Origin of the sequence: Mycobacterium sp. (assembly GCF_035506235.1) — a bacterium.
Lineage (GTDB): Bacteria > Actinomycetota > Actinomycetes > Mycobacteriales > Mycobacteriaceae > Mycobacterium.
This window is the reverse complement of record NZ_DATJPU010000160.1, coordinates 1-24,543: the sequence shown is the minus strand read 5'-3', so window position 1 is coordinate 24,543 and position 24,543 is coordinate 1. Positions and strand designations below refer to the sequence as shown.

Here is a 24,543-nt window from a genome sequence, read left to right as displayed (position 1 = left end):
CGGTTCAAGGCTGGTGTACCCGGAGATACACGGAGAGAAAAGTGGCCCCTGACAATAAGACCAGGCGACCCGTCGCGGTGCTGGGCGGCAATCGCATTCCGTTCGCGAGGTCCGACGGCGCCTACGCGGAGGCGTCCAACCAGGACATGTTCACCGCGGCCCTGGACGGCCTCGTGGACAGGTTCGGGCTGGCCGGCGAGCGGCTGGGCGTGGTCGTCGGCGGCGCCGTCCTCAAGCACAGCCGCGACTTCAACCTGACCCGCGAATGCGTGCTGGGCTCCGAGCTGTCGTCGTACACGCCGGCGTTCGACATCCAGCAGGCGTGCGGCACCGGGCTGCAGGCGGCGATCGCGGCGGCCGACGGCGTGGCGTCCGGCCGCTACGAGGTCGCCGCCGCCGGGGGGGTGGACACCACCTCCGACCCGCCGATCGGCCTGGGCGACAACCTTCGTCGCCAGCTGCTCAAGCTGCGCCGGTCCAAGTCCAACCTGCAGCGACTCAGGCTGGTGGGCACGCTGCCGGCCACCCTCGGCATCGAGATCCCGGCCAACAGCGAGCCGCGCACCGGGCTGTCGATGGGCGAGCACGCCGCCATCACCACCAAGCAAATGGGCATCAAACGCGTTGACCAGGACGAGCTGGCCGTGGCCAGCCATCGCAACATGGCCGCCGCCTACGACCGCGGATTTTTCGACGACCTGGTCACGCCGTTCCTGGGGCTCTACCGGGACGACAACCTGCGGCCCAACGCCAGCACCGAAAAGCTGGCGACGCTGCGGCCGGTGTTCGGCGTGAAGAACGGCGACGCGACGATGACGGCCGGCAATTCCACCCCGCTGACGGACGGCGCCTCGGTCGCGCTGCTGGCCAGCGAGGACTGGGCGGCCGCCCACTCGTTGGCCCCGCTGGCCTACCTGGTGGACGCGGAGACCGCCGCGGTCGACTATGTCAACGGGCGCGACGGGCTGCTGATGGCGCCGACCTACGCGGTACCCCGGCTGCTGGCGCGAAACGGACTGGGGCTGCAAGATTTTGATTTCTACGAGATCCACGAGGCGTTCGCTTCGGTGGTGCTCGCGCATCTGCAGGCGTGGGAATCCGAGGAGTACTGCAAGGAACGGCTGGGGCTCGACGCGGCACTCGGCTCGATCGACCGGTCCAAGCTCAACGTCAACGGTTCGTCGCTGGCCGCCGGCCACCCCTTCGCGGCAACCGGTGGGCGGATCCTCGCGCAGGCCGCCAAGCAGCTGGCCGAGAAGAAGGCCGGCCAGAAGGGCGGCGGTACGATCCGGGCGCTGATTTCGATCTGCGCCGCCGGCGGCCAGGGCGTGGCCGCGATCCTGGAGGCCTGATCGGCAGCCGATGATTTCGGTCACACCAGGTTACTAGTGCCGGAGGCGGGGTATCCCAGGGTCCGGATAGCCCCGTGTTGTGGTCTGACCCCCCGACCCCGACGGCAATACGGGGCATCCCTTTAGTCGCCGCCCGATCGGTGGAACAACGCGCCGGGCGTACGAAAAGGGCCGCCGCTGGAGTGAGGGGATCCAGCGGCGGTCTTTTTCGTATGCACATACGAAACCCCGCTTCCAGCCGGAAGCGGGGTTTCTGCTGAGGCCCGTTAGAACGCGGCCTCGTCGAGCTCCATGATGTCGTTGTCCAGCGTCTCGATGACCTCGCGGGTACCGGCCAGCAGGGGCAGGAAGTTCTTGGCGAAGAATGACGCCACGGCGACCTTGCCCTCGTAGAAGGACCGCTCGGCGCCGCTGGCGCCGCCGTCCAGCGCCGCCACGGCCACCGCCGCCTGACGCTGCAGCAACCAGCCGATGACCAGGTCGCCGACGCTCATCAGGAAGCGCACCGAACCCAGGCCCACCTTGTACAGGCTGGTGACGTCCTCCTGGGCCGCCATCAGGTAGCCCGTGAGGGTGGCCGCCATGGCCTGGACGTCGGCCAGCGCCTTGCCCAGCAGCTCGCGCTCGGTCTTCAGCCGGCCGTTGCCGGACTCGCTGTCGACGAACTTCTGGATCTCCCCGGACACGTGGGCCAGCGCCACACCCTTGTCCCGGACGATCTTGCGGAAGAAGAAGTCCTGCGCCTGGATGGCCGTGGTGCCTTCGTAGAGCGAGTCGATCTTGGAGTCCCGGATGTACTGCTCGATCGGGTAGTCCTGCAGGAAGCCGGACCCGCCGAGCGTCTGCAGGCTCTCGGTCAGCTTCGCGTAGGCCTGCTCGGAACCGACGCCCTTGACGACCGGCAACATCAGGTCGTTGACCTTGACGGCCAGGTCGGCGTCCACCCCGTGCACCGCCTCGGCGACCGCGGCGTCCTGGTAGGTCGCGGTGTACATGTACAGCGCCCGCAGACCCTCGGCGTACGCCTTCTGGGTCATCAGCGACCGGCGAACGTCAGGGTGGTGCGTGATGGTCACCCGCGGTGCTGTCTTGTCGGTCATTTGGGTCATGTCGGCGCCCTGCACCCGGGACTTCGCGTATTCCAGCGCATTCAGGTAGCCGGTCGACAGCGTGGCGATCGCCTTGGTGCCGACCATCATCCGGGCCATTTCGATGACCTCGAACATCTGCGCGATGCCGTTGTGCACCTCGCCGACCAGCCAGCCCTTGGCGGGCACATCGTGCTGGCCGAACGACAGCTCGCAGGTCGCCGAGACCTTCAGGCCCATCTTGTGCTCGACGTTGGTCACGAAGACGCCGTTGCGCTCGCCCGGCTCACCGGTCTCGGGGTCGAACAGGAACTTGGGCACGATGAACAGCGACAGGCCCTTGGTGCCCGGTCCGGCGCCCTCGGGGCGGGCCAGCACCAGGTGCACGATGTTTTCGAACAGGTCGTCGGAGTCGGCCGAGGTGATGAACCGCTTCACGCCCTCGATGTGCCAGGAGCCGTCGTCCTGCTGGGTTGCCTTGGTCCGCCCGGCGCCCACGTCCGAACCGGCGTCCGGCTCGGTGAGCACCATGGTGGCGCCCCAGCCGCGCTCCGCGCACAGCTCCGCCCACTTCTTCTGCTGCTCGGTGCCGAGGTGGTGAATGATGTTGGCGAAGCCGGCGCCCCCGCCGTACATCCACACCGCAGGGTTGGCGCCCAGGATGTGCTCGTGCAGCGCCCAGACCAGCGCCTTGGGCATCGGCATGCCGCCGAGCACCTCGTCGATGCCGACCTTGTCCCAGCCGGCCTCCTGAACGGCGCGCACCGAGTCCTTGAACGACTCCGGCAGCGTCACCGAATGCGTCTTCGGGTCGAACACCGGCGGGTTGCGGTCGCCCTCCACAAACGACTCCGCAACGGGTCCCTCGGCCAGCCGGCTGATCTCGGTCAGCATGTCCTGGGCCGTGTCGGCGTCCAGGTCGCTGTACTCACCCTGGCCTAAAGCCTTGTCAACGCCGAATACCTCGAACAAATTGAACACCTGGTCACGGACATTGCTCTTGTAGTGGCTCACTACGTTCCTCCTCGTTGAGAATGCCACTTGTGGTTGGGTGCTAGGTCTAAGTTACCCACCAGTAACACGCCTAAAATATATCGGTCGCGTAGTACAACGCAAGCGAGTGTGAGCCATATTGCAACCCCTGACCGACCAACCGGTTGGGGAGGCTGCCGATGTCTCGGTGACCTGCGAAGATGATGGACCTATGACGGATGTGCGACGCGTCACTGGGCTGCCGGTGGTGGACCTTCGGGCCGACCCGGAGCCGCTGCGGGAGGGCCTGCGCCAGGCCGCGCACGAGGTCGGCTTCTGCTATGTGGTCGGCCACGGCGTGCCCGACGAACTGGCGGGCAGGATGCTCGACGCCGCCCGGCGGCTGTTCGAGCTGCCGGACGCCGAGAAGGACGCCATCGCGATGGTGCGCAGCCCGCATTTCCGCGGCTACACGCGGCTGGGCGGGGAGCTGACCCGGGGCCGGGTGGACTGGCGCGAACAGATCGACATCGGGCCCGAACGGCCCCCGATCGGCGGGCCCGGCAAGCCGGATTACCTGTGGCTGCAAGGCCCGAACCAGTGGCCGAAGGCCCTGCCCGAGTTGCCCGGGGTCATCGCCGAGTGGGATGCCGCGCTGTCCGCGGTGGCCCGCACCCTGCTGCGCCATTGGGCGGCCTCACTGGGCGGCGCGCCCGACTTCTTCGACGCCGCCTTCGCCGACGCACCGGCCACGCTGATCAAGGTGATCCGCTACCCCGCCCGGGCGGCCGGCTCGCAGGGCGTGGGAGCGCACCGCGACGCCGGGGTGCTCACCCTGCTGTTCGCCGAGCCGGGTAGCCGCGGCCTGCAGGTGCGGCGGCCCGGGGGGTGGATCGACGTGCCGCCGGTGCCGGGGGCGTTCATCGTCAACATCGGGGAGCTGCTCGAGGTCGCGACCGGCGGTTATCTTCGGGCCACCGAGCATCGGGTGAACCTGCACGGGCAGGCCGCGGAGCGGCTTTCGGTGCCGTATTTCTTCAACCCGCGGCTGGACGCGCGCATACCGGTGCTGTCGCTGCCCGGGGAATTAGCAGCGCTGGCCTCGGTGAGGAACGACCCGTCGGACCCGATTTTCTCGGTCTACGGCCGCAACGCCTGGAAGAGCAGACTGCGGGCACACCCGGATGTGGCCGCCGCGCACGGCTACTCAGCGGGTAGGGTTCAGCAGGACACACCGTCTTCGACTTCGAGGGGCGACCCGGTCCGGTGAACTCGATGAACAAGCTGACACCGTCTTCCCTTCGCGAGGCCTTCGGCCACTTTCCGTCCGGCGTGGTGGCCATCGCCGCCGAAGTCGAGGGGATCCGGGAAGGCTTGGCGGCCAGCACCTTTGTCCCCGTCTCGCTCGACCCGCCGCTGGTGTCGTTCTGCGTGCAGAACACCTCGACGACGTGGCCCAAGCTCAAGGCCGTGCCGATGCTGGGCATCAGCGTGCTCGGCGAGGCCCACGACGAGGCCGCTCGCACGTTGGCCGCCAAGACCGGGGACCGCTTCGCCGGCCTCGAGACCGTCTCCTACACCAGCGGTGCGGTTTTCATCAGGGGCACCGGCTTGTGGCTGGAGAGCGCGATCGAGCAACTGATCCCGGCAGGGGATCACACGATCGTGGTCCTGCGGGTCAACGAGGTGACGGTGGACGCCCAGGTGGCGCCCATCGTGTTCCACCGCAGCATGTTCCGCCGGCTGGGCGCCTAGGGGCGGTGGCTGAGTTCTTCCCGATAGCTGTCGATGCGCCGCTCGATTTCGGCGGCGTCGTCGTGCCGCCCTTCCTTGTGCGCGAGTTCGGCGCGGACCGACAGCTCGCGGATCGCGGTGCGGATCTCGTTGATGCTGGTGGTTGCTCGCATAGGGATCGGGTACCCGGTCCGGCCTCTGTCTATTGCGGCCTTAACGGCGGAACAGCTTGTTACCCAGCCACACCACGGGATCGTATTTGCGGTCCGCGACCCGCTCTTTCATCGGGATCAGCGCGTTGTCCGTGATCTTGATGTTCTCCGGGCACACCTCGGTGCAGCACTTGGTGATGTTGCAGTAGCCCAGGCCGTGCTCCTCCTGCGCCTGGTTGCGCCGGTCCAGCGTGTCCAGCGGGTGCATTTCCAGCTCGGCGATGCGCATCAGGTAGCGCGGGCCGGCGAACGCCTTCTTGTTTTCCTCGTGGTCGCGGACCACGTGGCAGATGTTCTGGCACAGGAAGCACTCGATGCACTTGCGGAACTCCTGCGAGCGCTGCACGTCGGCTTGCGCCATCCGGTATTCCCCGGGCTGCAGGTCCTTGGGCGGCGCGAACGACGGTATCTCCCGGGCCTTTTCGTAGTTGAACGAGACATCGGTGACCAGGTCGCGGATCACCGGGAACGTCCGCAGCGGCGTGACGGTCACCACCTCGTCCTCGGCGAACGTGGACATCCGGGTCATGCACATCAGCCGGGGATAGCCGTTGATCTCCGCCGAGCATGATCCGCACTTGCCGGCCTTGCAGTTCCACCGCACCGCGAGGTCGGGGGTCTGGGTCTGCTGCAGGCGATGGATGATGTCGAGCACCACCTCGCCCTCGTTGACCTCGACCGTGAAGTTCTGCAGCGCGCCGCCGGCCTCGTCGCCGCGCCACACCCGCATGGTGGCGTTGTAGGTCATCAGCTCTCCATCCTCGGGGTCCGTCCTGGGTGGTCGGCCAGCTCTTCGTCGGTGTAGTACTTCTCCAGCTCGGAGATGTCGAAGAGCTCCAGCAGGTCGGCACGCATCGGCGTCTGATCCTCGCGCGTGATGGTGATGTCGGGGATCACGGCGGCTTCCAGGTCGCCGGGCTCGGCGACTGCCCGGCACACCAGCAACACCTTGCGCCACGACGAATCCATCGACGGGTGGTCGTCGCGGGTGTGCCCGCCGCGGCTCTCGGTGCGCTCCAGCGCGGCCTTGGCCACGCATTCGCTGACCAGCAGCATGTTGCGCAGGTCGATGGCCAGGTTCCAGCCGGGGTTGTACTGACGATGCCCCTCGACGCGGATGTTTTTGAACCGCTCGCGGAGTTTGTCGAGCCGGGCGAGGGCCTCGGAGATCTCCTCCGACTTGCGGATGATGCCCACGAGCTCGTTCATCGACTGCTGCAGTTCCAGCTGCAGGGTGTACGGGTTCTCGGCCGTGGCGCCGTTGGTCGGTCCCTCGAAGGGGTCCAGCGCCCTCTTCGCCGCCGTGTCGACTGCGGCCTGGGCGACCGCGGGGCGGCTGCTCAGCGCCCGCACGTAGTCGGCGGCGCCCAGGCCGGCGCGCCGGCCGAACACCAGCAGGTCCGACAGCGAGTTGCCGCCCAGCCGGTTAGAGCCGTGCATGCCGCCGGAGCACTCACCGGCGGCGAACAGGCCGGGCACCGTGGCCGCGCCGGTGTCGGCGTCCACCTCGACACCGCCCATCACGTAGTGACAGGTGGGCCCGACTTCCATCGGCTCCTTGGTGATGTCGACCCCGGCCAGCTCCTTGAACTGGTGATACATCGACGGCAGGCGCCGCTTGATCTCCTCGGGCGTCAGCCGGGACGCGATGTCGAGGAACACGCCGCCGTGCGGGCTGCCCCGGCCGGCCTTGACCTCGGAGTTGATCGCGCGGGCGACCTCGTCGCGGGGCAATAGGTCGGGGGTGCGACGGGCCGAGTCGTTGTCCTTGAGCCACTGGTCGGCCTCTTGCTCGGTCTCCGCGTACTGGCCCTTGAACACGGGCGGGATGTAGTCGAACATGAAGCGCTTTTTGTCGGAGTTCTTCAGCACACCGCCGTCACCGCGGACACCCTCGGTGACCAGGATCCCCTTCACACTCGGCGGCCACACCATGCCCGTCGGGTGGAACTGGACGAACTCCATGTTGATCAGCGACGCGCCCGCGCGCAGCGCGAGCGCGTGCCCGTCGCCGGTGTACTCCCACGAGTTCGACGTCACCTTGAACGACTTGCCGATGCCGCCGGTGGCCAGCACCACCGCGGGCGCCTCGAACAGCACGAAGTTGCCGCTGTCGCGCCAGTAGCCGAAGGCCCCGGCGATCGCGTCGCCGTCCTTGAGGAGTTCGGTGATGGTGCATTCGGCGAATACCTTGATGCGCGCCTCGTAGTCGCCGAGCTCGGCGAAATCCTCTTGCTGCAGCGACACGATCTTCTGCTGCATGGTGCGGATCAGTTCCAGGCCGGTGCGGTCACCGACGTGCGCCAGCCGCGGGTAGGTGTGCCCGCCGAAGTTGCGCTGGCTGATCTTGCCGTCCTTGAGGCGATCGAACAGGGCGCCGTAGGTTTCCAGCTCCCAGACCCGGTCCGGTGCCTCCTTGGCGTGCAGTTCGGCCATGCGCCAGTTGTTGAGGAACTTCCCGCCGCGCATCGTGTCGGCGAAGTGGGTCTTCCAGTTGTCCTTCGGGTTGGTGTTGCCCATCGACGCTGCGCAGCCGCCCTCGGCCATCACCGTGTGGGCTTTGCCGAACAGGGATTTGCACACCACCGCGACCCGCAGGCCACGCTCGCGCGCCTCGATGACCGCACGCAGCCCCGCGCCGCCGGCACCGATGACGACTACGTCGTAGGCGTGCCGCTCGACCTCAACCATGAAACCCTCGCTAAATTCTGGTTTTCCTCAAATGGCCTGTTAGCCAACAAATCTCAAATCAGGGATGGCGCCGCCGGCCACCAGCGCGATGTAGAAATCGGTGAGCATCAGGGTGCCCAGCGTGATCCAGGCGTATAGCTTGTGCCGGGTGTTGATACGGCTGACCTGGGTCCAGATCCAATACCGCACAGGGTGCTTGGAGAAGTGCTTGAGCCGCCCGCCGGTCACGTGCCGGCACGAGTGGCAGGACAGCGTGTAGACCCACAGCATGATGACGTTGCCCACCATGATCAGGTTGCCCAGCCCGAAGCCGAAGCCATGCGGGCCGGAGTCGGAGTGGAACGCGATGATCGCGTCGTAGGTGTTGATCACCGAGATGATGCCGGCGACGTAGAAGAAATACCGGTGGCTGTTCTGGATGATCAGCGGAAACCTGGTCTCGCCGGTGTAATGGACGCGGGGCTCGGCCACCGCGCAGGCGGTGGGCGATTGCCACACCGTGCGGTAGTAGGCGCCGCGGTAGTAATAACAGGTCAGACGGAACAGCAGCAGGAATGGCAGCGTCAGCGCCGCGTACGGCAACCACCAGACGTCCGGCAGGATCTGCGGCCAGAAGTCGCCGGCCGCCCCGCAAGCCTTGCTCACGCAGGGCGAGTAGAACGGCGTCAGGTAGTGGTATTTCGGCACGAAGAAGTAATCGCGTTGGAACGCGCGCGCCGTCGCGTAGATGACGAACGCGGCGAAGCCCAGGTCGATCCGCAGCGGCGACATCCACCACCGGTCGGTGCGCAGGGTCCGTTGCTCTATGTGGGCGCGCGTGGGTGAAAAGACACCTGACGCAGGACGGTTCGCCGTGGGTGCGCTCATCTAGTGTTCCTCTTCGAACGGGCTGTTGGTCGAAGGGTACACAGAGAGCACCCCCTCACTTTCAGGGGGTTTGGTTGTCAGGACCTGCTGTGACCCCCGACACCCTCGTCGTCGACATCACGCCAGAAGTCACTGTCGTACTGGGTGTCGGGAATGACGATCCTCTCGCCCGACTGCTGCACGGTGGCGCGGGCCAGATCCAATTCGGAGACGTCGGTATCGAGCAATTCGACGTCGGACAGGATCCGGTCGGCGTCGATGACGATGCGGCGCATGGCCGGGCTGTCGCCGTATCGCGCCCTCAGGGAGTTCACGCACCGCCGCAAGCCGCCGATGAGGTCGTGCAGTTCGGCGAGTTCAGCAGTGCCGGTGGGGCTCGTCAATGGGTCTCCTCGGATTTCCCCGCGCTCGACGGTGTCACGGATCACAGTACCCCGATACTATCGACCACACAGCTCTCGTGTCAGGCGGTCACTGCCCCGCGCGGCCTCACCTGGATCGGGCTCAAATCGGCTCCAGCATCCGGTGCGGCCGCCGGAGCGCCCGGCTCACGGGATCGTCGCGGTTCGGATCCCGCGGCCGCCGCGGTGGGTGCGCGATGAGGTGGGCGACGTCGGGAACCTGGGCGCATCGGTGGCACACGCGGTCAGGACCGATCGTGCCGCCGCAGTCGGCGTGCCGGTAGGTCCTTCTGTTGGGCTTGTCCACGTAGTTCTCGTTGCCCCAGGTGATCATCGACCAGATCAGCGGCCACAGCTGCCTGCCCTTGACGGTCACCCGGTATTCGCCCGAATCCTTCGTCAGCACACCCTGTTCCACGAGAAAGCCGAGCCGTTCGGACAGCACCGCTTTCGGGATGCCGAGATGACGGTGCAGGTCGCTGAAGCGCCGCACCCCGTAGAAGGCGTCGCGCAGGATGAGCAGGGTCCACCGTTCGCCGACGATCTCCAGGGACCGCGCGATGGGGCAGCTCTCGGCGGGATATTCGCGGGGAAGGGCCACGCCGCGATCTTACGCCTTGTGGGTTCGTTCACTGAACCATACACTCGCGGGTGCCGAGTTCGTTCACCGAACCACATGGTCGCGATGAAGGCAGTCATCGTGCTGGACCCAACTACCGAATCGTGAGGTATCGCAATGACAACCAGCGTTGAAGCGGCCGAGTACACCGTGACGCCGCACCCGATGAACCGCATCGACGTGGCCACCGGTGTGGAATTCGACGAATTCCGAACCGCTTTCGAGAAAGCCGCGCCGCCGTTCGACCGGGCGTCGGTGCAGGGGATCATCGAGCGCGGGGGCAGCTGGGACGACATCCGCGCGGCCGCGGCCACTAACGCCCCGCACGGCCTGATGGTCTACGCCACGATCGACGCGCTCCCCCTGCTTTACCTGGCCGGCCACACGACCAAAGCGGTGGAGTATCTGATCGGCAACCACACGATCGCCGAGACGATGTTCCGCCACGACCCCAGGGCCCTGCTGTACGCGCCGCTGCGGGTGCTCGTCTACGCCGACGCCGAGGGCGATGCGGTCTTCTCGATGGACCAGCCCAGCGCCGCGTTCGCCAGTCTGGGCATCGCCGAGGTGGCCGGGGTGGGTGAGGATCTCGACCGCAAGGTGGCAAACCTGTTGCGGGTCATCGGAATCGATGCCCCAAAGCGTTCGGTTGCTAGACGCGGCGAATCCGGCGGAGCCGATGACCCCGCCGGATATCGCCGCAATTTACCGCGAATTACTTCGTGATCGTGATGCGCTGCGCCTGAGTCCCGGAGTGGACACCGGCGACCCGCACCGTCAACACACCGGCGTCGTACGACGCCGCGATGGACTCGCTGGTGACGTGCGCGGGCAGCTGGAACGTCCGGCGGAACGACCCGTACCGGATCTCACGCAGGGTGCGGCCGTTCTCCTCCGCCGCGTGCTCGTCACGGTGTTCGCCGTGGATTACCAGGCGGCCCTTGTCGACCTCGACGTTGACGTCCTTGTCTACGTCCACACCGGGCAGTTCGACGCGGACCACGGCGTCGTCGCCGTCCCTGACGATCTCGGCGGCCGGCCTAAATCCGCTGTTCATCGGCTTGTACCAGTCGGTCGTCGCCGCGTGGCCGAAAAAGTCGCGGAACCACCGGTCGGTATCCCAGGCCGGTCGCGACCCCAATGCGAGGTTGCTCATGGGCTTTCTCCTTTTGCTTCCTTGTGCTTCGTTGTGAGTTTGCTGTGACCGGCGGGCTGCCGGACGGCTATTTCTAGAAACCTGAGTCGACCACGCTGAAGTTCCACCCGGGAGTTCGCCCGCAGCGAACAGATTCACAGCGGCCGTTGTGAGGTGTGAGGGCGCCGTCATGCGGGCGTCACATTTCGCGATTTCTCCTTAATTTGGTGTCCCTACCCTCGTGGCATGGCCCAATCCGAAACCGTGCGCGAGCACTGTGCCGCGCGTCACGTCATTGTCGTCGGGCACGGCATGGTCGGTCACCGGCTGGTCGAGGCGCTCCGTGCCCGCGACACCGAGGGGTCTTGGCGCATCACGGTTTTGGCGGAGGAGGCCGACGCGGCATATGACCGCGTCGGCCTGACCTCCTACACCGAAAGCTGGGACCGGGCGCGGCTGGCGCTGCCCGGCAACGACTACGCCGGCGACGAGCGGGTCCGGTTGCTGCTGAACGCGCGCGTCACCGAGATCGACCGGGCCACAAAGTCGGTGGTCACCGCCGACGGTCAACGGCACAGCTACGACGCCCTGGTGCTGGCCACCGGGTCGTATGCGTTCGTCCCCCCGGTACCCGGCCACGACCTGCCGCTGTGCCACGTCTACCGCACGCTCGACGACCTCGACGCCATCCGTGCCGACGCCCGGCGCACGCTGGCGGCCGACCGCCCCACTTGCGGCGTGGTCATCGGCGGCGGCCTGCTGGGCCTCGAAGCCGCTAATGCGCTGCGCCAGTTCGGGTTACAGACCCATGTTATCGAGATGATGCCGCGCCTGATGGCCCAGCAGATCGACGAGGCCGGCGGCGCGCTGCTGGCCAGGATGGTCACCGAGCTGGGGATCGCGGTGCACGTCGGGACGGGTACCGAATCGATCGAATCCGTCGAGCATGCAGACGGTTCGACGTCGGTGCGGGTGCACCTGACCGACGGCGAGATCATCGACGCGGGCGTGGTGATCTTCGCGGCCGGCGTCCGGCCGCGCGACGAGCTGGCGGCGGCGGCCGACCTGGCGCTCGCCGAGCGGGGCGGCGTGCTCACCGACTTGTCCTGTCAGACCAGCGATCCCGACATCTACGCGATTGGCGAGGTCGCCGCGATCGAGGGGCGGTGTTACGGCCTGGTCGGCCCGGGCTATACGTCCGCCGAGGTGGTGGCGGACCGGCTGCTGGACGGCGCCGCGGAATTCCCGGAGGCCGATCTGTCGACCAAGCTCAAACTGCTCGGCGTCGACGTCGCCAGCTTCGGCGACGCCATGGGGTCGACCGAGCACTGCCTCGAGGTCGCCATCAATGACGCGGTGAACCGGACCTACGCCAAACTGGTGCTGTCCGACGACGCCAAGACCCTGCTCGGCGGGGTGCTGGTGGGCGACGCCTCGTCGTACGGGGTGTTGCGGCCCATGGTCGGCAGCGAGCTGCCGGGGGATCCGCTCGCGCTGATCGCGCCCGCCGCCTCCGACGGCGGAGCGGCGTTGGGCGTTGGGGCACTGCCGGATTCGGCGCAGATCTGCTCGTGCAACAGCGTCACCAAGGGTGACCTGAAGGGAGCGATCGCCGGCGGCTGCGCCGACGTTCCCGCGCTCAAGTCGTGCACGGCCGCGGGCACCTCGTGCGGGTCGTGCGTTCCGCTGCTTAAGCAGCTGCTGGAAGCCGAGGGCGTGGAACAGTCCAAGGCGCTGTGCGAGCACTTCGCCCAGTCGCGGGCCGAGCTCTTCGAGATCATCTCGGCCACCGAAATCCGGACGTTCTCGGGCCTGCTGGAGCGCTTCGGCGGCGGAAAGGGTTGCGACATCTGCAAACCCGTGGTCGCCTCCATCCTGGCATCCACCGGCTCCGAGCACATCCTCGACGGCGAGCAGGCCTCGCTGCAGGATTCCAATGACCACTTCCTGGCCAACATCCAAAAGAACGGCAGCTATTCGGTGGTCCCGCGGGTCCCCGGCGGTGACATCAAGCCGGAGCATCTGATCCTGATCGGCCAGATCGCTCAGGACTTCGGCCTTTACACCAAGATCACCGGCGGTCAGCGGATCGACATGTTCGGCGCCCGCGTGGACCAGTTGCCCCAGATCTGGAAGCGGCTGGTCGACGGGGGCATGGAATCCGGCCACGCCTACGGCAAGGCGTTGCGCACGGTAAAGAGTTGCGTGGGCAGCGACTGGTGCCGTTACGGCCAACAGGATTCGGTGCAGCTGGCCATCGACCTGGAGCTGCGGTACCGCGGCCTGCGCGCCCCGCACAAGATCAAGCTCGGCGTCTCGGGCTGCGCGCGGGAGTGCGCCGAGGCGCGCAGCAAGGACGTGGGGGTCATCGCGACCGAAAAAGGTTGGAACCTCTACGTCGGCGGCAACGGCGGCATGACGCCCAAGCACGCTGAGCTGCTGGCGAGCGACCTGGACACCGAGACGCTGATCCGCTACGTCGACCGGTTCCTGATGTACTACATCCGGACGGCCGATCGGCTGCAGCGCACCGCGCCGTGGGTCGAGTCGCTGGACGGCGGCCTGGATCACGTGCGTGAGGTCGTGTGCGACGACTCGCTGGGCCTGGCCGCAGAATTCGAGGCCGCAATGGAGCGGCATGTGCAGAACTACAAGTGCGAATGGAAGGGCGTGCTGGAGGACCCGGACAAGATGTCGCGGTTCGTCTCCTTCGTCAACGCCCCCGATGCCGTCGACTCGACGGTGACATTCACCGAGCGTGCCGGACGAAAAGTACCCGTGCCCATTGGCATGCCACGGGTCCGTGTGGGAGAGGAATCATGACAGTTCTCAACGACATTCAGGTGTGGACGACCGCCTGCCCCTACGATCGCCTCATTCCGGGTCGTGGCGTCGGAGTGCTTCTCGACGACGGCACGCAGGTGGCGCTGTTCCGGCTGGACGACGGCTCGGTGCACGCGGTGGGCAACATCGATCCCTTCTCGGGCGCGGCGGTGCTCTCGCGCGGGATCGTGGGGGACCGCGGCGGCCGGGCCACCGTCCAATCCCCGCTGCTGAAGCAGGCTTTCGCGCTTGAGGACGGCTCCTGCCTGGACGACCCGCGGGTCGCGGTGCCGGTGTATCAGGTGCGGGTTACACCCGACGGCGAAATCCAGATCGCCGCATGAGCAGTCAGCGGGAGATATCGCCGACCAGGTAGCGCTGCATCGTCGGGCCGATCGCGTCGACGAGCGTGTCGACCGACATCGAGTGCAGCGGCTCGGAGCGTATTCCGTAGCGCATGATGCCGAGGCCGACGAGCTGGGAGGCGCACAACGACGCCCGTACGGCGACCTTGTCGGCGCCGAGCAACTTCAGAATCGGGCCGAAAACCGGGCCGATGAACATGGCCTCGACGATTTCGGCGGTCTTGGCCATCCCGGTCGAGGCGACCGCGCTGGCCGCGAACGGGCCGCCGCCGGCCGCGTCCCAGGTGGTGATCAGCATGTGCAACGTGCGGCGGCCCACCTGGTTGACCCCGCCCGTGACGATGCGATCGATGAACTCCGGTGTGCCGAACGGCAACCGCAGCATCTTCGCCACCGGGTCTAGGAGCCCGTGCGAAGGCTCTTCGCGGCGCGGCATGGAGCCAGGATCGCCGGTATGCGGTCAAAGATCAAGCGTCGCGGGCGTCGGCGTGCCGCTTCAGGTGGGGTCCTTGGGCCAGGAGCAGGGCGGGCCGGCGCGACGCGTGCCGCGGCGTGACGGGCGCCAGTCCGGGCGCGGCCCGGCGGAATCGGTTCGCGACGAGCCGGGCCAGGCCCGGATGGGTGCACAGCGGTTGGCTCACCAGGTCGGCGCCGCCGGCCCGCAGGCGTTGCTGAAACAGGCCGTCGGCCAGGAGATAAGACGCGACCACCACGCGCCGTGCGCCGCCGCGGCGGGCGGCTGACACGGCGTCGTCGACGGACGGGTCGCCGGTGGCCGCGAATCCCAGCTGCACCCGCGCCCCGACCAGTGCCGACAGCGTCGTCGCGGTGACGTGCAGATCGGCGCGCGCTCGCCGGTCCGTGGTGCCCGCCGCGGCGAGGATCACCGAATCGCCCGGACGCCAGCCGGATTTCGCCAACTGGTCGGCGACTATCCGCGCGACCTCGCCGCCCGGCCCCAGGGCGGGGGCGACGATGACGTGCGGATGGCCGCTGGCCGCGACGTGGGCGGGCAGGTCGGTTCGCACGTGATATCCGCGCGACAAGAACGCGGGCACCACGACGGCGGGCCGGCCGCTGGGCGCGGCCCGCGCCAGCACCTCGCCCGGGGTGGGACCCAACACGTCGACGAACGCGACCTGCACCCGGCGGTCGAGCATCGCGCTGACCCGGGCCGCAAGGTCTCCGATCATCGCGACACCGCCCGGCCGGCGGGTGCCATGCGCGACCAGGATCAGGTCCATGGGTCAGCCTGCGGGTCGTCGACGGCGAGCCGGTAGCCGCGCTTGACCACCGTCGCGACCATGTTCTTGTCGCCCAAGGCCGTTCGCAGCCGAAGCACAGCCGTGTCGACGGCGTGCGGGTCGTTGCTGTTGCCGGGCAGCACCCGCAACAGGTCGGTGCGCGCGACGACGTCGCCGGGCCGTTGCGCCAGCGCGCGCAACACCGACATCCCGGACGGCGACAGCAGCTTGATCGAACCGTCCACCAGCACGCAGGTTCCGCGGATTTCCACAGTGTGACCGGCCACCTTCACGGTGGACGATCCCAGCAGCGGTAACTCCTCGGCGATGTGCCGGGCCAAAGCCCCCAACCTCATTCGTTCGGGCGCCGACGTCGGGACGCCTTTGCGGATCAGCGGTTTGGACGTCACCGGGCCGACGCACATCGCGTGCACATCGCTGCGCAGGGCTCCCAGCACCTGGTCCTCGATGCTGAGCTCGCGGCTGCGTTCGAGCACCGCCGCCGCCGCGGGCGCCGAGGTGAAGGTGACCGCGTCGAATTGCCGGCGTGCGATCCCGGCGACCAGCTGGTCGAAATCGCCGCCCAACGGTGTTGGCTTCCACCGGTACACCCGGATGGGGATCACCTCGGCGCCCGCGAAGCGCAGGCCGCCGAGGAATTCCGGGAAAGGGTCCCAGGCGTCGGCGGCACCATGCAGCTGGATGGCGACGCGCAGTCCCGATACGCCCGAGTCGAGCAGATACTCCAGCACTTCCTGTGAGGATTCGGACTCAGGGGACCACTCCTCGTGCAGGCCGGCGGCGCGCAGCGCCCCGGTCCCCTTCGGCCCGCGTGACACGATCCGCGCCGACGACAACGACGCGATGAGCTGGTTTGCCAGCCCCCAGCCCTCGGCCGCGGCGAGCCAGCCGCGAAAGCCGATGCCGGTGTGCACGACCAGGATGTCGGGCGGGTCGGCGATCAATGCCTGTGTGTGACTGTGCAATTCGTCGTCGTCGGGCAGCGCGATCATGTTGATCGCAGGCGCGCTGCAGACCTCGGCGCCCTGCCGGCTCAGCAGCGCGCACAGTTCCTCGGCGCGCCGGGAGGAGGTGACCGCAACCCGGTAGCCGGTGAGCGGCGCGGATTTCGGCTGGCCCATATGACCTGTGTATGCCTGCGACGTTTCCGGCGCGTTACCGCGGAATTGCTGACGCATTGCTCCTGTTGCGACGGCGCTCACACCCGGGCGAACTCCGTGTTGGCCTGCGAGCCCGCTACTTCCTGGGCCGCCGATGCGGGGCGGCGCACGTACCTCGCCCACGTCAAAACCGCTGCGGCGACGTAGAAAAACAGGAAGAGCCAAAACGCCAACGTGTCGGTGCCGGTGCTCAGGTAGGACTGCCGCAGCGCGAGATTGATCCCGACGCCGCCGAGCGCGCCGAACGCAGCAACGAACCCGATCACCGCGCCGGAAGTGGCTTGCGACCAGCGGCGGCGGTCGGTGTCGCTCAGGCCGAGCCGGTGGCTACGCGCCTCGAAGACCGATGGGATCATCTTGTACACCGAGCCGTTGCCCAAACCGGCCAGGAGGAACAGTGCCATGAAGCCGCAGACGTAGCCGACCATGGTGGCAGCGGTGGTCAGCCCGGGCGTGCGGTCGTCGTGAGTGCTCAGGGCGACCAGGAATGCGGTGGCGACTCCCATGGCCGCGAGGACCGCCAGGGTGACGCGGCTACCGCCGACGCGGTCGGCCAGCCTGCCGCCATAGATTCGCGCCACCGACCCCAGCGCCGGGCCGATGAAGGCGAATTCGGCGGCGTGCAGCGCGGCCACAGCGTGGCTTTGCCCGGTCCCGACGAAGTTGATCTGCAGAACCTGGCCGAACGCGAACGAGAACCCGATCCAGGAGCCGAAGGTGCCCAGGTAAAGCATTGCGAGCACCCAGGTGTCTCGTTCGGACAGGATCGAGCGCAGGTGGCTGACGTCGTAGGTGGCATGCGCCAGGTTGTCCATATAACGGGTCGCTCCCAAGGCGACGGCGGTGAGCAGGAGCAGGTAGAGCCCGCACACCCAGTACGGCTGGCGGTGACCGGCGATGGCGATCACCAGCAGCCCCACCAGCTGGATCATCGGCACCCCGAGGTTGCCGGCCCCGGCGTTGAACCCCAGCGCAAAGCCCTTGCGCCGATGCGGGTAGAAGAAGTTGGTGTTGGTCATCGACGCCGCGTAATTGGCTCCGCCCATCCCGGTCAGCGCCGCGCACACCAGATATGGCCACAGTGGCAGGCCGGGGTTGGCCAGCAGCCAGATCGTGGCCGCGGTGGGCACCAGCAACACCACGATGGAGAACACCGTCCAGTTGCGGCCGCCGAAGGTGGCGATGCCCAGTGAGTAGGGGATGCGCAGGCATGCCGCCACGAAAGTGGCGGTGGCGCCGAGCAGGAATTTGTCGGCCGCCGAAAAGCCGTACACGTTCTGCGGCATGAACAGCGCCATCACTGGCCACAGGGTCCATACGCCGAAGGCGATGTGGTCGCAGGCGATGATCCAGAGCAGGTTGCGGCGGGCAATCTTGTTGTTGCCGGCTTCCCAGGCCGCCGCGTCTTCCGGATCCCAGTTCGTGATGCGGTGGCTGCGGCCCATGCGATTTGCACCTTTCCTTCGACGGGTTCTCTCATCACGGCGCCGCAGCGCGGAGCCTCAGGTGGCGACGACGGTGTCGCCGGGATTTGGCGAACGCTTACACCGGCGAATCGCTTGGGCGCCTTGGCGTGAGGGACTGGGGTCAACCGCAGGCCTGCCGATAGAACCCCGCAACCTCGCGCGCATGTCGATCCCTCTCGTCGAGCCGTCGCAGCCGATGCTGTGTGGGCGCCCCGAGCGAAGAGACTTGCCCCGCCGTATGTTTCGATGCTCACATTAAGGGCAGAAGTCCGTCAACTCGATTCGGCCGAAATCGGCTGTAAGTTGAATCCCAGTTATCTGGTAAACAGCTGAGCGACGATTGCTTCGGGAATAACCGCCCGTGTCAAGTGATTTCGTGCGGCCGTGGCAATTGGTGTGAGTTGGAATACATTTCGTTTGAACCCGGAATTCACCGCATTATTCGCCGTGGCTTCACACTCGCCGCGGCCCGGCCCTACCAGACGTCGCCGGCGCGCCAGTCGCACATCAGCTCCGCGGAAGTGTCCAGGCTGATCCCGACGGGCAGGACGAACACGGCGCCGTCGTCGTCGGGTGTGCGGGCCGGTCCGGTGGGCGTCAGCACGGACGTCGGCCCGCGCCAGGGCGACCACCCCCGCGCCGTGTACACCCCGCGGGCGGGGTCGGACGAGCTTGCCGCGCCCACCTCGTAGGCGCCGCGGATCACCTGCTCGACCCCGTCAAGCAGGGCGTGCACCAGGCCCTGGCCCCGGAAGTCCTCCCGCACCGCGACCCCTTCGACGTAACCGCACCGCAGCGCGTCGTCGCGGTACATCAGGCGCCGCTGGATGACCGCGGCGTGCGCGATGATCGCGCCGTGATGCCAGATCAGGGCGTGCATACCACCCAGCGTGTTTTCCCAGTCGTCGGCGGTGAAATCTCCGGCGAACGCGGCGGTGACCATCTCGCAGACGCGCTGCCGGGTCTCCGCGTCGAGATCGGCGGTGTGGACCAGGCGGGCGGTGTGGACCTGGGTTTGCACACTCTTTGTCTACCAGCCCTGTCCAGAGGCCGGCGCCGGGATTGTTCAGGAGAACGGCCAGCCCGCCCCGCTCGAAACCGGCCGGCCCGCCAGCGCGCACCGGGGTCGCGCCCAGTGCAGCCGCACGTACTGGCCGGGCCGTACCTGGGCGACCTTGTCGACGTCCTCGTCGGTGACCACGCCGACCACCGGGTAGCCGCCGGTCACCGGGTGATCGGGCCCCAGGATCACCGGTAAACCGTTGGGCGGCACCTGGATTGCGCCGCGGGTGGTTCCCTCGCTGGGCAGCTGCCGGTCCGGGTAGCGGTGCTGCAGCGGCCGGCCCTCCAACCGCATGCCAACCCGGTCACTGCGGTCGGAGGCCATCCAGATCGTGTGCACGAGGGCGTCGGGATCGGTCAACCAGTCGTCGCGCGGCCCCGGCACCACCTGCAGCTCCACCAGATGCTCGGCGATGCCGGCCACCGGGGCCTGGTCGAGTTCGGGGTAGTCGTCCGTGTGCTCGCCGACCGCCAGCCGGTCGCCGGCCCGGAGCGGTGGCGGCCCGATCGCCGACAGCACGTCGTAACTGCGCGATCCCAGCACCGGCTCCACGCAGATGCCGCCGCGCACCGCCAGATACGTCCGCAGGCCGGCACGCGGAGTGCCCAGGCAGATCACCTGGCCGTCGCGGACATGATGAATGCTGTTGGTGCCGAACTTGATTCCGTCCACGGTGGGGTCGGTGTCGGCGCCCGTCACCGCGATGTCGACATCGCCGCCACGGACCCGGGCGCACAAGCCGCCGAACGTCACCTCGACCGTCGCGCGGTCGTCGGGGTTGGCGACCAGCCGGTTGGCCAGCTTGTGGGCGCGGCGGTCGGCGGCCCCCGACAGGCTGACGCCGAGGTGGGCCAGTCCCGGCCGGCCGAGGTCCTCCACGACGGCGAACGGTCCGGTCCGCAGGACTTCCAGGCTGATTTCCGGGTTTGCCACGGCTACCTCCTTGCTCAGACCGCCCGGAACTGGACCCACATGCCCTGCGTCAGCAACGCCGGGCTGGGCCGCTCGAGATCCCACAGGACGGCATCGGTGCGGCCGATGAGTTGCCAACCGCCGGGCGATTGCCGTGGATATACCGCGCTGAATTCTCCGGCGAGCGCGACGGAGCCGGCCGGCACCGAGGTGCGGGGCTCAACGCGGCGCGGCACCCGCAGTCGCGCGTCGCCTTCGACCAGATACGCGAAACCCCTTGCGAACCCGCTGAATCCGACCCGCCAGAGGGTGGACGTGTGAGCGTCGATCACCTGCGCCGCGGTGAGTCCGGTGTGGTCGGCGACCTCGCCGAGGTCCGGACCGTCGTAGACGACGTCGACCACCACGTCGGCGCCGCGGCCCGACGCGGCATCCGCGTAGGCGCTGACCCGCATCCTGCGCAGCCGCTGCCGGGTGACTCCCTGTAAGCCCGGGTACTCGAGCTTGACCAGCACCGTGCGGGCGGCGGGGACAATGTCGAACACGCCGGGCAGTGCCGCCGCCCGCAAGGCGTCCACCCACGCCAATACCTCGGCGGTGCTGCCACATTGGAGCATCAGCGCTTGGTCGCCGTAGTCGAAAACGGTGTTGCCGACCAGGTCGGTCGACAGCTCCCTGGCGAGGCCGCTCCCCATGTCCGTCACGCTCATTACTCGACGGTAACTCCGGAATCGGGGTAGGCGGGAGGGAATGGACGGATTTTCGAGCACTGCCAGAGGCGCCTTAGTAAACGCTCAAACAGGCGGCGTCTAAGCGGGATCTAGCCCAGGATTTTGCCGATCTGAGGGGGCAGTTGCTCGGCGACCACGGGGTAGCTCAGCGGCGACGCGAACGCGATCGCGCCGGCCTGGTCCTTGGTGGTGAAGATGTAGCGATTCTGGGCGGTGGCCGCCGCGCCGGCGATTTCGGGGTCGGCCAGGAGTGCCTTTTGATCGTCGGGACTTTCGGTCGTCCAGATCACCACGTCGGCGGAATCGAGCACTGCCTTGATCTGGTCGCGCGGGATGACGGCGCGGTGATCGCCGCCGAAGGGCTTGATGCTGTCGGAGATGACAAGGCCCATCTGGTTCAGGAAGTCGGTTCGCCAGCCCGCCAGGGTCGCCACCACCGTCCCCTGCCAGAAAGCGCCCTGCATCAGCAACGCCTTCTTGCCCTTCCACTGCGGATTCTTCTGGGCGACGTCGGTGAACTGCTTGTCGACGGTGTCGATCAGTGATTTCATCTGGTCGGCCTGAAACACGGCCTGGCCGACGGCGGTGGCCTGCTCCTTCCACGGCTCGAAGAACGCGTCGCCGTCCGACTGCGGGACGGTCGGGGCGATCGCAGACAGCTTTTGATAGGTGTCGGCGTCCACGCCGGCGTTGACGGCAACGATCAGGTCGGGCTTGAGCCCGGCGATCTGGTCGATCGGGATCCCGTTGTCCAGGTTCAACACCACCGGCTGGGCCGTGCCGAGCTTGGGCTGGGCCCACGGCCACACCGCGAACGGCTGGTCACCGAACCAATTGGTGACGGCGATGGGCACCACGCCCACCGCCAGCAGGTCGTCCTGCTCGGTGTAGCCGGCGCTGACGACGCGCTTGGGCGGCTCCTTGATGACGGTCTGACCGAACAGGTGGGTGATCGTCACGGACCCGCCGGGGGCGCCGGGCGCCGGCTTGCGTGGCGAGCAGGCCGATGCGAACCCGGTCGCCCCGGCGATCCCCATCGCCCCCGCGAGCTGCAAGAATCCCCGTCGATTCCAACCGCTCATCGCGTGAGATTATCGCGTTCCCGGCCCGGGCTTGCTTCGCCGCGCGGTTTGGCCGCTCAGCCCAGCGGCATGCCGGCGTCAAGGAAGTCCAGCGCCCGGTAGATCGTGTCGGCCGTCTTCGGCGCGCTGTCGTAGGCCGCCATCATGGCGCCCACCATCGCGCCCACGAACACCCGGACCTCGAAATCGTCTGCGGGACGGCCGATTCGGTCGCCGATCGCCTCGGCCATGACGGTGACGGTGCGATAGTACTCGTCGTAAAGGGCGGCCTTGAGTTCCGGTATCGAGAAGATCAGCCGCTGCCGGGTGTTCTCGAACTCCGACTGCTCGTCAGACAGGCCCGCCATCGTCGTCTCATACGCCCGGCGGATGGCCTGGCTCGGCGACAGTTCGGGCGGCTGGGCCTTGAGCGCGGCCAGGATCAGCGGGTCCAGGTCGTCGGCCAGCAGCAGCGACTCCTTGGACCCGAAGTACCGGAAAAACGTGCTGGGCGACACCTCGGCGGCGCCGGCGATCTGTTCGACGGTGGTGGCGGCGTACCCGTTGGCGTCGAACAGGCGGAACGCCTCGCGCCTGATGGCCTGGCGGGTCTTGATCTTCTTGCGTTCCCGCAGTCCCAGCGGCTGGTCGGTCGCCTGCATGGGCTGATTCTCCCGCATCCGGGCGGTGAAAAGTTCTGACAACCGACCAATGGCCATTGCGAGATCCACGTATCCCCGACGTAACTGCGCACACCACGACCGGTAACAGTCCGTCCTTAGCGTCGGGGCCGTGACCATGACCACTCCGGAGACCGGCACCGGGCTTCTCGCGCCCGCGCCGCCGCGCGGGCATCACCACGGACGGCGCTGGATCGACGACTGGCGGCCCGAAGACCCCGCGTTCTGGCAGGCGACCGGCAGAGGTATCGCCCGCCGCAACCTCGTCTTCTCCATCTTCGCCGAGCACATCGGGTTCAGCGTGTGGATGCTGTGGAGCATCGTGGTCGTCCAGATGATGGCCGGACCACACGGGCATCCCAGCGCGTCCGGCTGGGCGCTGACCGCCAGCCAGGCGTTGTGCCTGGTTGCCGTGCCCAGCGGCGTCGGCGCGTTCCTGCGGCTGCCGTACACGTTCGCGGTCCCGATCTTCGGCGGCCGAAACTGGACGATCGTCTCGGCGTCACTGTTGCTGATCCCATGCCTGCTGCTCGCCTGGGCGGTGGGTCATCCGCACATCCCGTTCGCGGCGCTGGTCGGGATCGCCGCGACCGCCGGCTTCGGTGGCGGCAACTTCGCCTCGTCGATGGCCAACATCTCGTTCTTCTACCCGGAGAAGGACAAGGGCTGGGCGCTGGGCCTCAACGCGGCCGGCGGCAACCTCGGGGTGGCCGTCGTGCAGAAGATCATCCCGCCGATCGTGATCGCCGGCGGCGGTGTGGCGCTTTCGCGCGCCGGGCTGTTCTACGTGCCGCTGGCCGTCGTGGCCGCGGTGTGCGCGTTTTTGTTCATGGACAACCTTTCCGAGGCGTCCAAAACTGGGGGAGCCGACGTGAAGCCGGTGCTGCAGTCGCTGCGGCATGCCGACACCTGGATCATGTCGCTGCTGTACATCGGCACGTTCGGATCCTTCATCGGCTACTCGGCCGCCTTTCCCACGCTGCTCAAGACGGTGTTCGGCCGCGGTGACATCGCGCTGACGTGGGCTTTCCTGGGGGCAGGTATCGGCTCGGTCGTCCGTCCCCTGGGCGGCAGGCTCGCCGACCGGATCGGCGGGGCCCGCATCACCGCCGCCAGCTTCGTCATGCTGGCCGCCGGGGCCGCGGCGGCGCTGTGGTCCGTTGACGCCAGGAACCTGCCGGTGTTCTTCGCCAGCTTCATGTTCCTGTTCGTCGCCACCGGCATCGGCAACGGATCGACGTACCGGATGATCTCGAGGATCTTCAAGGTCAAGGGCGAGCTGGCCGGCGGCGATCCCGACACCATGGTGCTCATGCGCCGCCAGGCCGCCGGTGCGCTGGGCGTCATCTCGTCGATCGGCGCCTTCGGCGGATTCGTCGTTCCGCTGGCCTACGCCTGGTCGAAGTCGAACTTCGGCAGCATCGAGCCCGCGCTGCGGTTCTACGTCGCGTTCTTCCTCGCGCTGCTGGTCGTCACCTGGTACTGCTACCTGCGCGAGGGCGCCGCCCGGGTGGGGGTCTAGTACCTGTCCCAGGGGCTGTAGTCGGCGATCAGCTCTTCCTGCGGCGGGCGCTGGTCGGGGGGCACGTGTTGCAGGTTGATCCGGATCCGGTACCAGATCGAACTCGGCCCGCGCATGCCGTCGACCAGGACGTCGGCCGGCTGCAGCAGGGCGGCCGCCGCGGGATGGCGGTCCCGCCAGGTGTCCAGCGCGGCCATCGCCTCGTCCCGGGTCTTGGTGCGGGCGATCTCGATGAGCGGCTTCGACGAGACCCGCCCACCCTCGGTGCGGGTGCCCGATCCTTTGGGCGCGCGCTCCGGCGGCCCCATCTCCTCGGCCAGCACCAGCAGCCGGTCGAGTTCGCCGACCGCGTCGTCCATCCCCTCCCACGGGTCGCCCAGTTCGGCGAAGCGGCGGGGGACGGTCTCGATGGTGAACGCCTCGG

The 24,543-nt window shown here is 67.7% G+C and carries 24 protein-coding genes and 1 pseudogene; 7 read left to right on the top strand and 18 right to left on the bottom strand.

The genetic code is table 11. The annotated features are described in order from the left end of the window. Window positions 1-41: 41 nt before the first annotated feature. Window positions 42-1,352 carry an acetyl-CoA C-acetyltransferase gene (locus tag VMD50_RS14975; RefSeq protein WP_325428525.1) on the top strand — a complete coding sequence of 437 codons (1,311 nt, stop codon included), beginning with the start codon at window positions 42-44 and terminating at the stop codon, window positions 1,350-1,352. Between the two features lie 266 nt (window positions 1,353-1,618). Here VMD50_RS14975 and VMD50_RS14970 read toward each other — a convergent pair whose 3' ends face one another. Next, window positions 1,619-3,454: an acyl-CoA dehydrogenase gene (locus VMD50_RS14970; protein ID WP_325428524.1), complete on the bottom strand. Its 1,836-nt coding sequence runs from the start codon at window positions 3,452-3,454 to the stop codon at window positions 1,619-1,621. 190 nt (window positions 3,455-3,644) lie between these two features. On the opposite strand from VMD50_RS14970, the gene VMD50_RS14965 reads away from it, so the two are divergent. Then, window positions 3,645-4,682 carry an isopenicillin N synthase family dioxygenase gene (locus VMD50_RS14965; protein WP_325428523.1) on the top strand — a complete coding sequence of 346 codons (1,038 nt, stop codon included), beginning with the start codon at window positions 3,645-3,647 and terminating at the stop codon, window positions 4,680-4,682. Further along, entirely contained in the window at window positions 4,679-5,167 is a 489-nt protein-coding gene (locus VMD50_RS14960) for a flavin reductase family protein (protein WP_325428522.1), read from the top strand. The genes VMD50_RS14965 and VMD50_RS14960 overlap by 4 nt, the downstream gene beginning before the upstream one ends. On the opposite strand, the gene VMD50_RS14955 is transcribed toward VMD50_RS14960, so the two are convergent. The 6 genes from VMD50_RS14955 to VMD50_RS14930 all read right to left on the bottom strand — a co-directional run bounded on the left by VMD50_RS14955 (window position 5,164) and on the right by VMD50_RS14930 (window position 9,918). Beyond that, window positions 5,164-5,319 (bottom strand): hypothetical protein, encoded by a 156-nt coding sequence (locus VMD50_RS14955; RefSeq protein ID WP_325428521.1) that lies wholly within the window; start codon window positions 5,317-5,319, stop codon window positions 5,164-5,166. The two genes, VMD50_RS14960 and VMD50_RS14955, sit on opposite strands and share 4 nt — an antisense overlap. 40 nt (window positions 5,320-5,359) lie before the next feature. Next, a complete protein-coding gene (locus VMD50_RS14950) occupies window positions 5,360-6,106 on the bottom strand; it encodes a succinate dehydrogenase/fumarate reductase iron-sulfur subunit (RefSeq protein WP_325428520.1) in 747 nt (248 codons plus the stop codon). Next, the gene (locus tag VMD50_RS14945; RefSeq protein ID WP_325428519.1) at window positions 6,106-8,049 is read right to left on the bottom strand and encodes a fumarate reductase/succinate dehydrogenase flavoprotein subunit; all 1,944 of its coding nucleotides are present in this window, start codon (window positions 8,047-8,049) and stop codon (window positions 6,106-6,108) included. The genes VMD50_RS14950 and VMD50_RS14945 overlap by 1 nt, the downstream gene beginning before the upstream one ends. A 39-nt stretch (window positions 8,050-8,088) precedes the next feature. Next, window positions 8,089-8,916 carry a hypothetical protein gene (locus VMD50_RS14940; protein ID WP_325428518.1) on the bottom strand — a complete coding sequence of 276 codons (828 nt, stop codon included), beginning with the start codon at window positions 8,914-8,916 and terminating at the stop codon, window positions 8,089-8,091. Between the two features lie 77 nt (window positions 8,917-8,993). Beyond that, window positions 8,994-9,299, bottom strand: coding sequence for a hypothetical protein (locus VMD50_RS14935; protein WP_325428517.1), 306 nt, complete (start codon window positions 9,297-9,299; stop codon window positions 8,994-8,996). A gap of 121 nt (window positions 9,300-9,420) precedes the next feature. After that, window positions 9,421-9,918, bottom strand: coding sequence for a winged helix-turn-helix transcriptional regulator (locus tag VMD50_RS14930; RefSeq protein ID WP_325428516.1), 498 nt, complete (start codon window positions 9,916-9,918; stop codon window positions 9,421-9,423). 135 nt (window positions 9,919-10,053) lie between these two features. On the opposite strand from VMD50_RS14930, the gene VMD50_RS14925 reads away from it, so the two are divergent. Continuing rightward, window positions 10,054-10,662 carry a DUF302 domain-containing protein gene (locus VMD50_RS14925; protein ID WP_325428515.1) on the top strand — a complete coding sequence of 203 codons (609 nt, stop codon included), beginning with the start codon at window positions 10,054-10,056 and terminating at the stop codon, window positions 10,660-10,662. Here VMD50_RS14925 and VMD50_RS14920 read toward each other — a convergent pair. Continuing rightward, window positions 10,652-11,092: an Hsp20/alpha crystallin family protein gene (locus VMD50_RS14920; RefSeq protein ID WP_325428514.1), complete on the bottom strand. Its 441-nt coding sequence runs from the start codon at window positions 11,090-11,092 to the stop codon at window positions 10,652-10,654. The two genes, VMD50_RS14925 and VMD50_RS14920, sit on opposite strands and share 11 nt — an antisense overlap. A gap of 225 nt (window positions 11,093-11,317) precedes the next feature. Between VMD50_RS14920 and nirB the strand changes: the two genes are divergently transcribed. Both nirB and nirD read left to right on the top strand, forming a co-directional pair. After that, a complete protein-coding gene (nirB, locus tag VMD50_RS14915) occupies window positions 11,318-13,894 on the top strand; it encodes a nitrite reductase large subunit NirB (protein ID WP_325428513.1) in 2,577 nt (858 codons plus the stop codon). Continuing rightward, entirely contained in the window at window positions 13,891-14,238 is a 348-nt protein-coding gene (nirD, locus tag VMD50_RS14910) for a nitrite reductase small subunit NirD (protein ID WP_325428512.1), read from the top strand. Before nirB ends, nirD begins: the two co-directional genes overlap by 4 nt. A gap of 4 nt (window positions 14,239-14,242) precedes the next feature. Here the strand turns inward: nirD and VMD50_RS14905 are convergent, their stop codons facing one another. From VMD50_RS14905 to VMD50_RS14865, 9 genes are all read right to left on the bottom strand, one after another. After that, window positions 14,243-14,695 (bottom strand): TetR/AcrR family transcriptional regulator, encoded by a 453-nt coding sequence (locus VMD50_RS14905; RefSeq protein ID WP_325428511.1) that lies wholly within the window; start codon window positions 14,693-14,695, stop codon window positions 14,243-14,245. A gap of 31 nt (window positions 14,696-14,726) precedes the next feature. Continuing rightward, a complete protein-coding gene (locus VMD50_RS14900; protein ID WP_325428510.1) occupies window positions 14,727-15,503 on the bottom strand; it encodes a sirohydrochlorin chelatase in 777 nt (258 codons plus the stop codon). Then, window positions 15,494-16,645: a uroporphyrinogen-III synthase gene (locus VMD50_RS14895; protein WP_325428509.1), complete on the bottom strand. Its 1,152-nt coding sequence runs from the start codon at window positions 16,643-16,645 to the stop codon at window positions 15,494-15,496. Before VMD50_RS14895 ends, VMD50_RS14900 begins: the two co-directional genes overlap by 10 nt. Window positions 16,646-16,722: 77 nt before the next feature. Continuing rightward, window positions 16,723-18,129 (bottom strand): nitrate/nitrite transporter, encoded by a 1,407-nt coding sequence (locus tag VMD50_RS14890; RefSeq protein WP_325428508.1) that lies wholly within the window; start codon window positions 18,127-18,129, stop codon window positions 16,723-16,725. A 496-nt stretch (window positions 18,130-18,625) separates the two neighbouring features. Next, entirely contained in the window at window positions 18,626-19,171 is a 546-nt protein-coding gene (locus VMD50_RS14885) for a GNAT family N-acetyltransferase (RefSeq protein WP_325428507.1), read from the bottom strand. Window positions 19,172-19,216: 45 nt separating this feature from the next. Next, window positions 19,217-20,131, bottom strand: a complete 915-nt coding sequence (locus VMD50_RS14880; RefSeq protein ID WP_325428535.1) for a 5-oxoprolinase/urea amidolyase family protein — start codon at window positions 20,129-20,131, stop codon at window positions 19,217-19,219. Between the two features lie 29 nt (window positions 20,132-20,160). After that, window positions 20,161-20,835 (bottom strand): 5-oxoprolinase subunit B family protein, encoded by a 675-nt coding sequence (locus VMD50_RS14875; protein ID WP_325428506.1) that lies wholly within the window; start codon window positions 20,833-20,835, stop codon window positions 20,161-20,163. 110 nt (window positions 20,836-20,945) lie between these two features. Continuing rightward, the gene (locus VMD50_RS14870) at window positions 20,946-21,938 is read right to left on the bottom strand and encodes an ABC transporter substrate-binding protein (protein ID WP_325428505.1); all 993 of its coding nucleotides are present in this window, start codon (window positions 21,936-21,938) and stop codon (window positions 20,946-20,948) included. 56 nt (window positions 21,939-21,994) lie between these two features. After that, entirely contained in the window at window positions 21,995-22,579 is a 585-nt protein-coding gene (locus VMD50_RS14865) for an acyl-CoA-like ligand-binding transcription factor (RefSeq protein WP_325428504.1), read from the bottom strand. A gap of 136 nt (window positions 22,580-22,715) precedes the next feature. Between VMD50_RS14865 and VMD50_RS14860 the strand changes: the two genes are divergently transcribed. Next, entirely contained in the window at window positions 22,716-24,119 is a 1,404-nt protein-coding gene (locus VMD50_RS14860) for a nitrate/nitrite transporter (RefSeq protein ID WP_325428534.1), read from the top strand. On the opposite strand, the pseudogene VMD50_RS14855 reads toward VMD50_RS14860, so the two are convergent. Continuing rightward, window positions 24,116-24,543, bottom strand: a pseudogene (locus VMD50_RS14855) (DNA polymerase domain-containing protein); the annotation flags it as partial. The gene VMD50_RS14860 and the pseudogene VMD50_RS14855 overlap by 4 nt on opposite strands.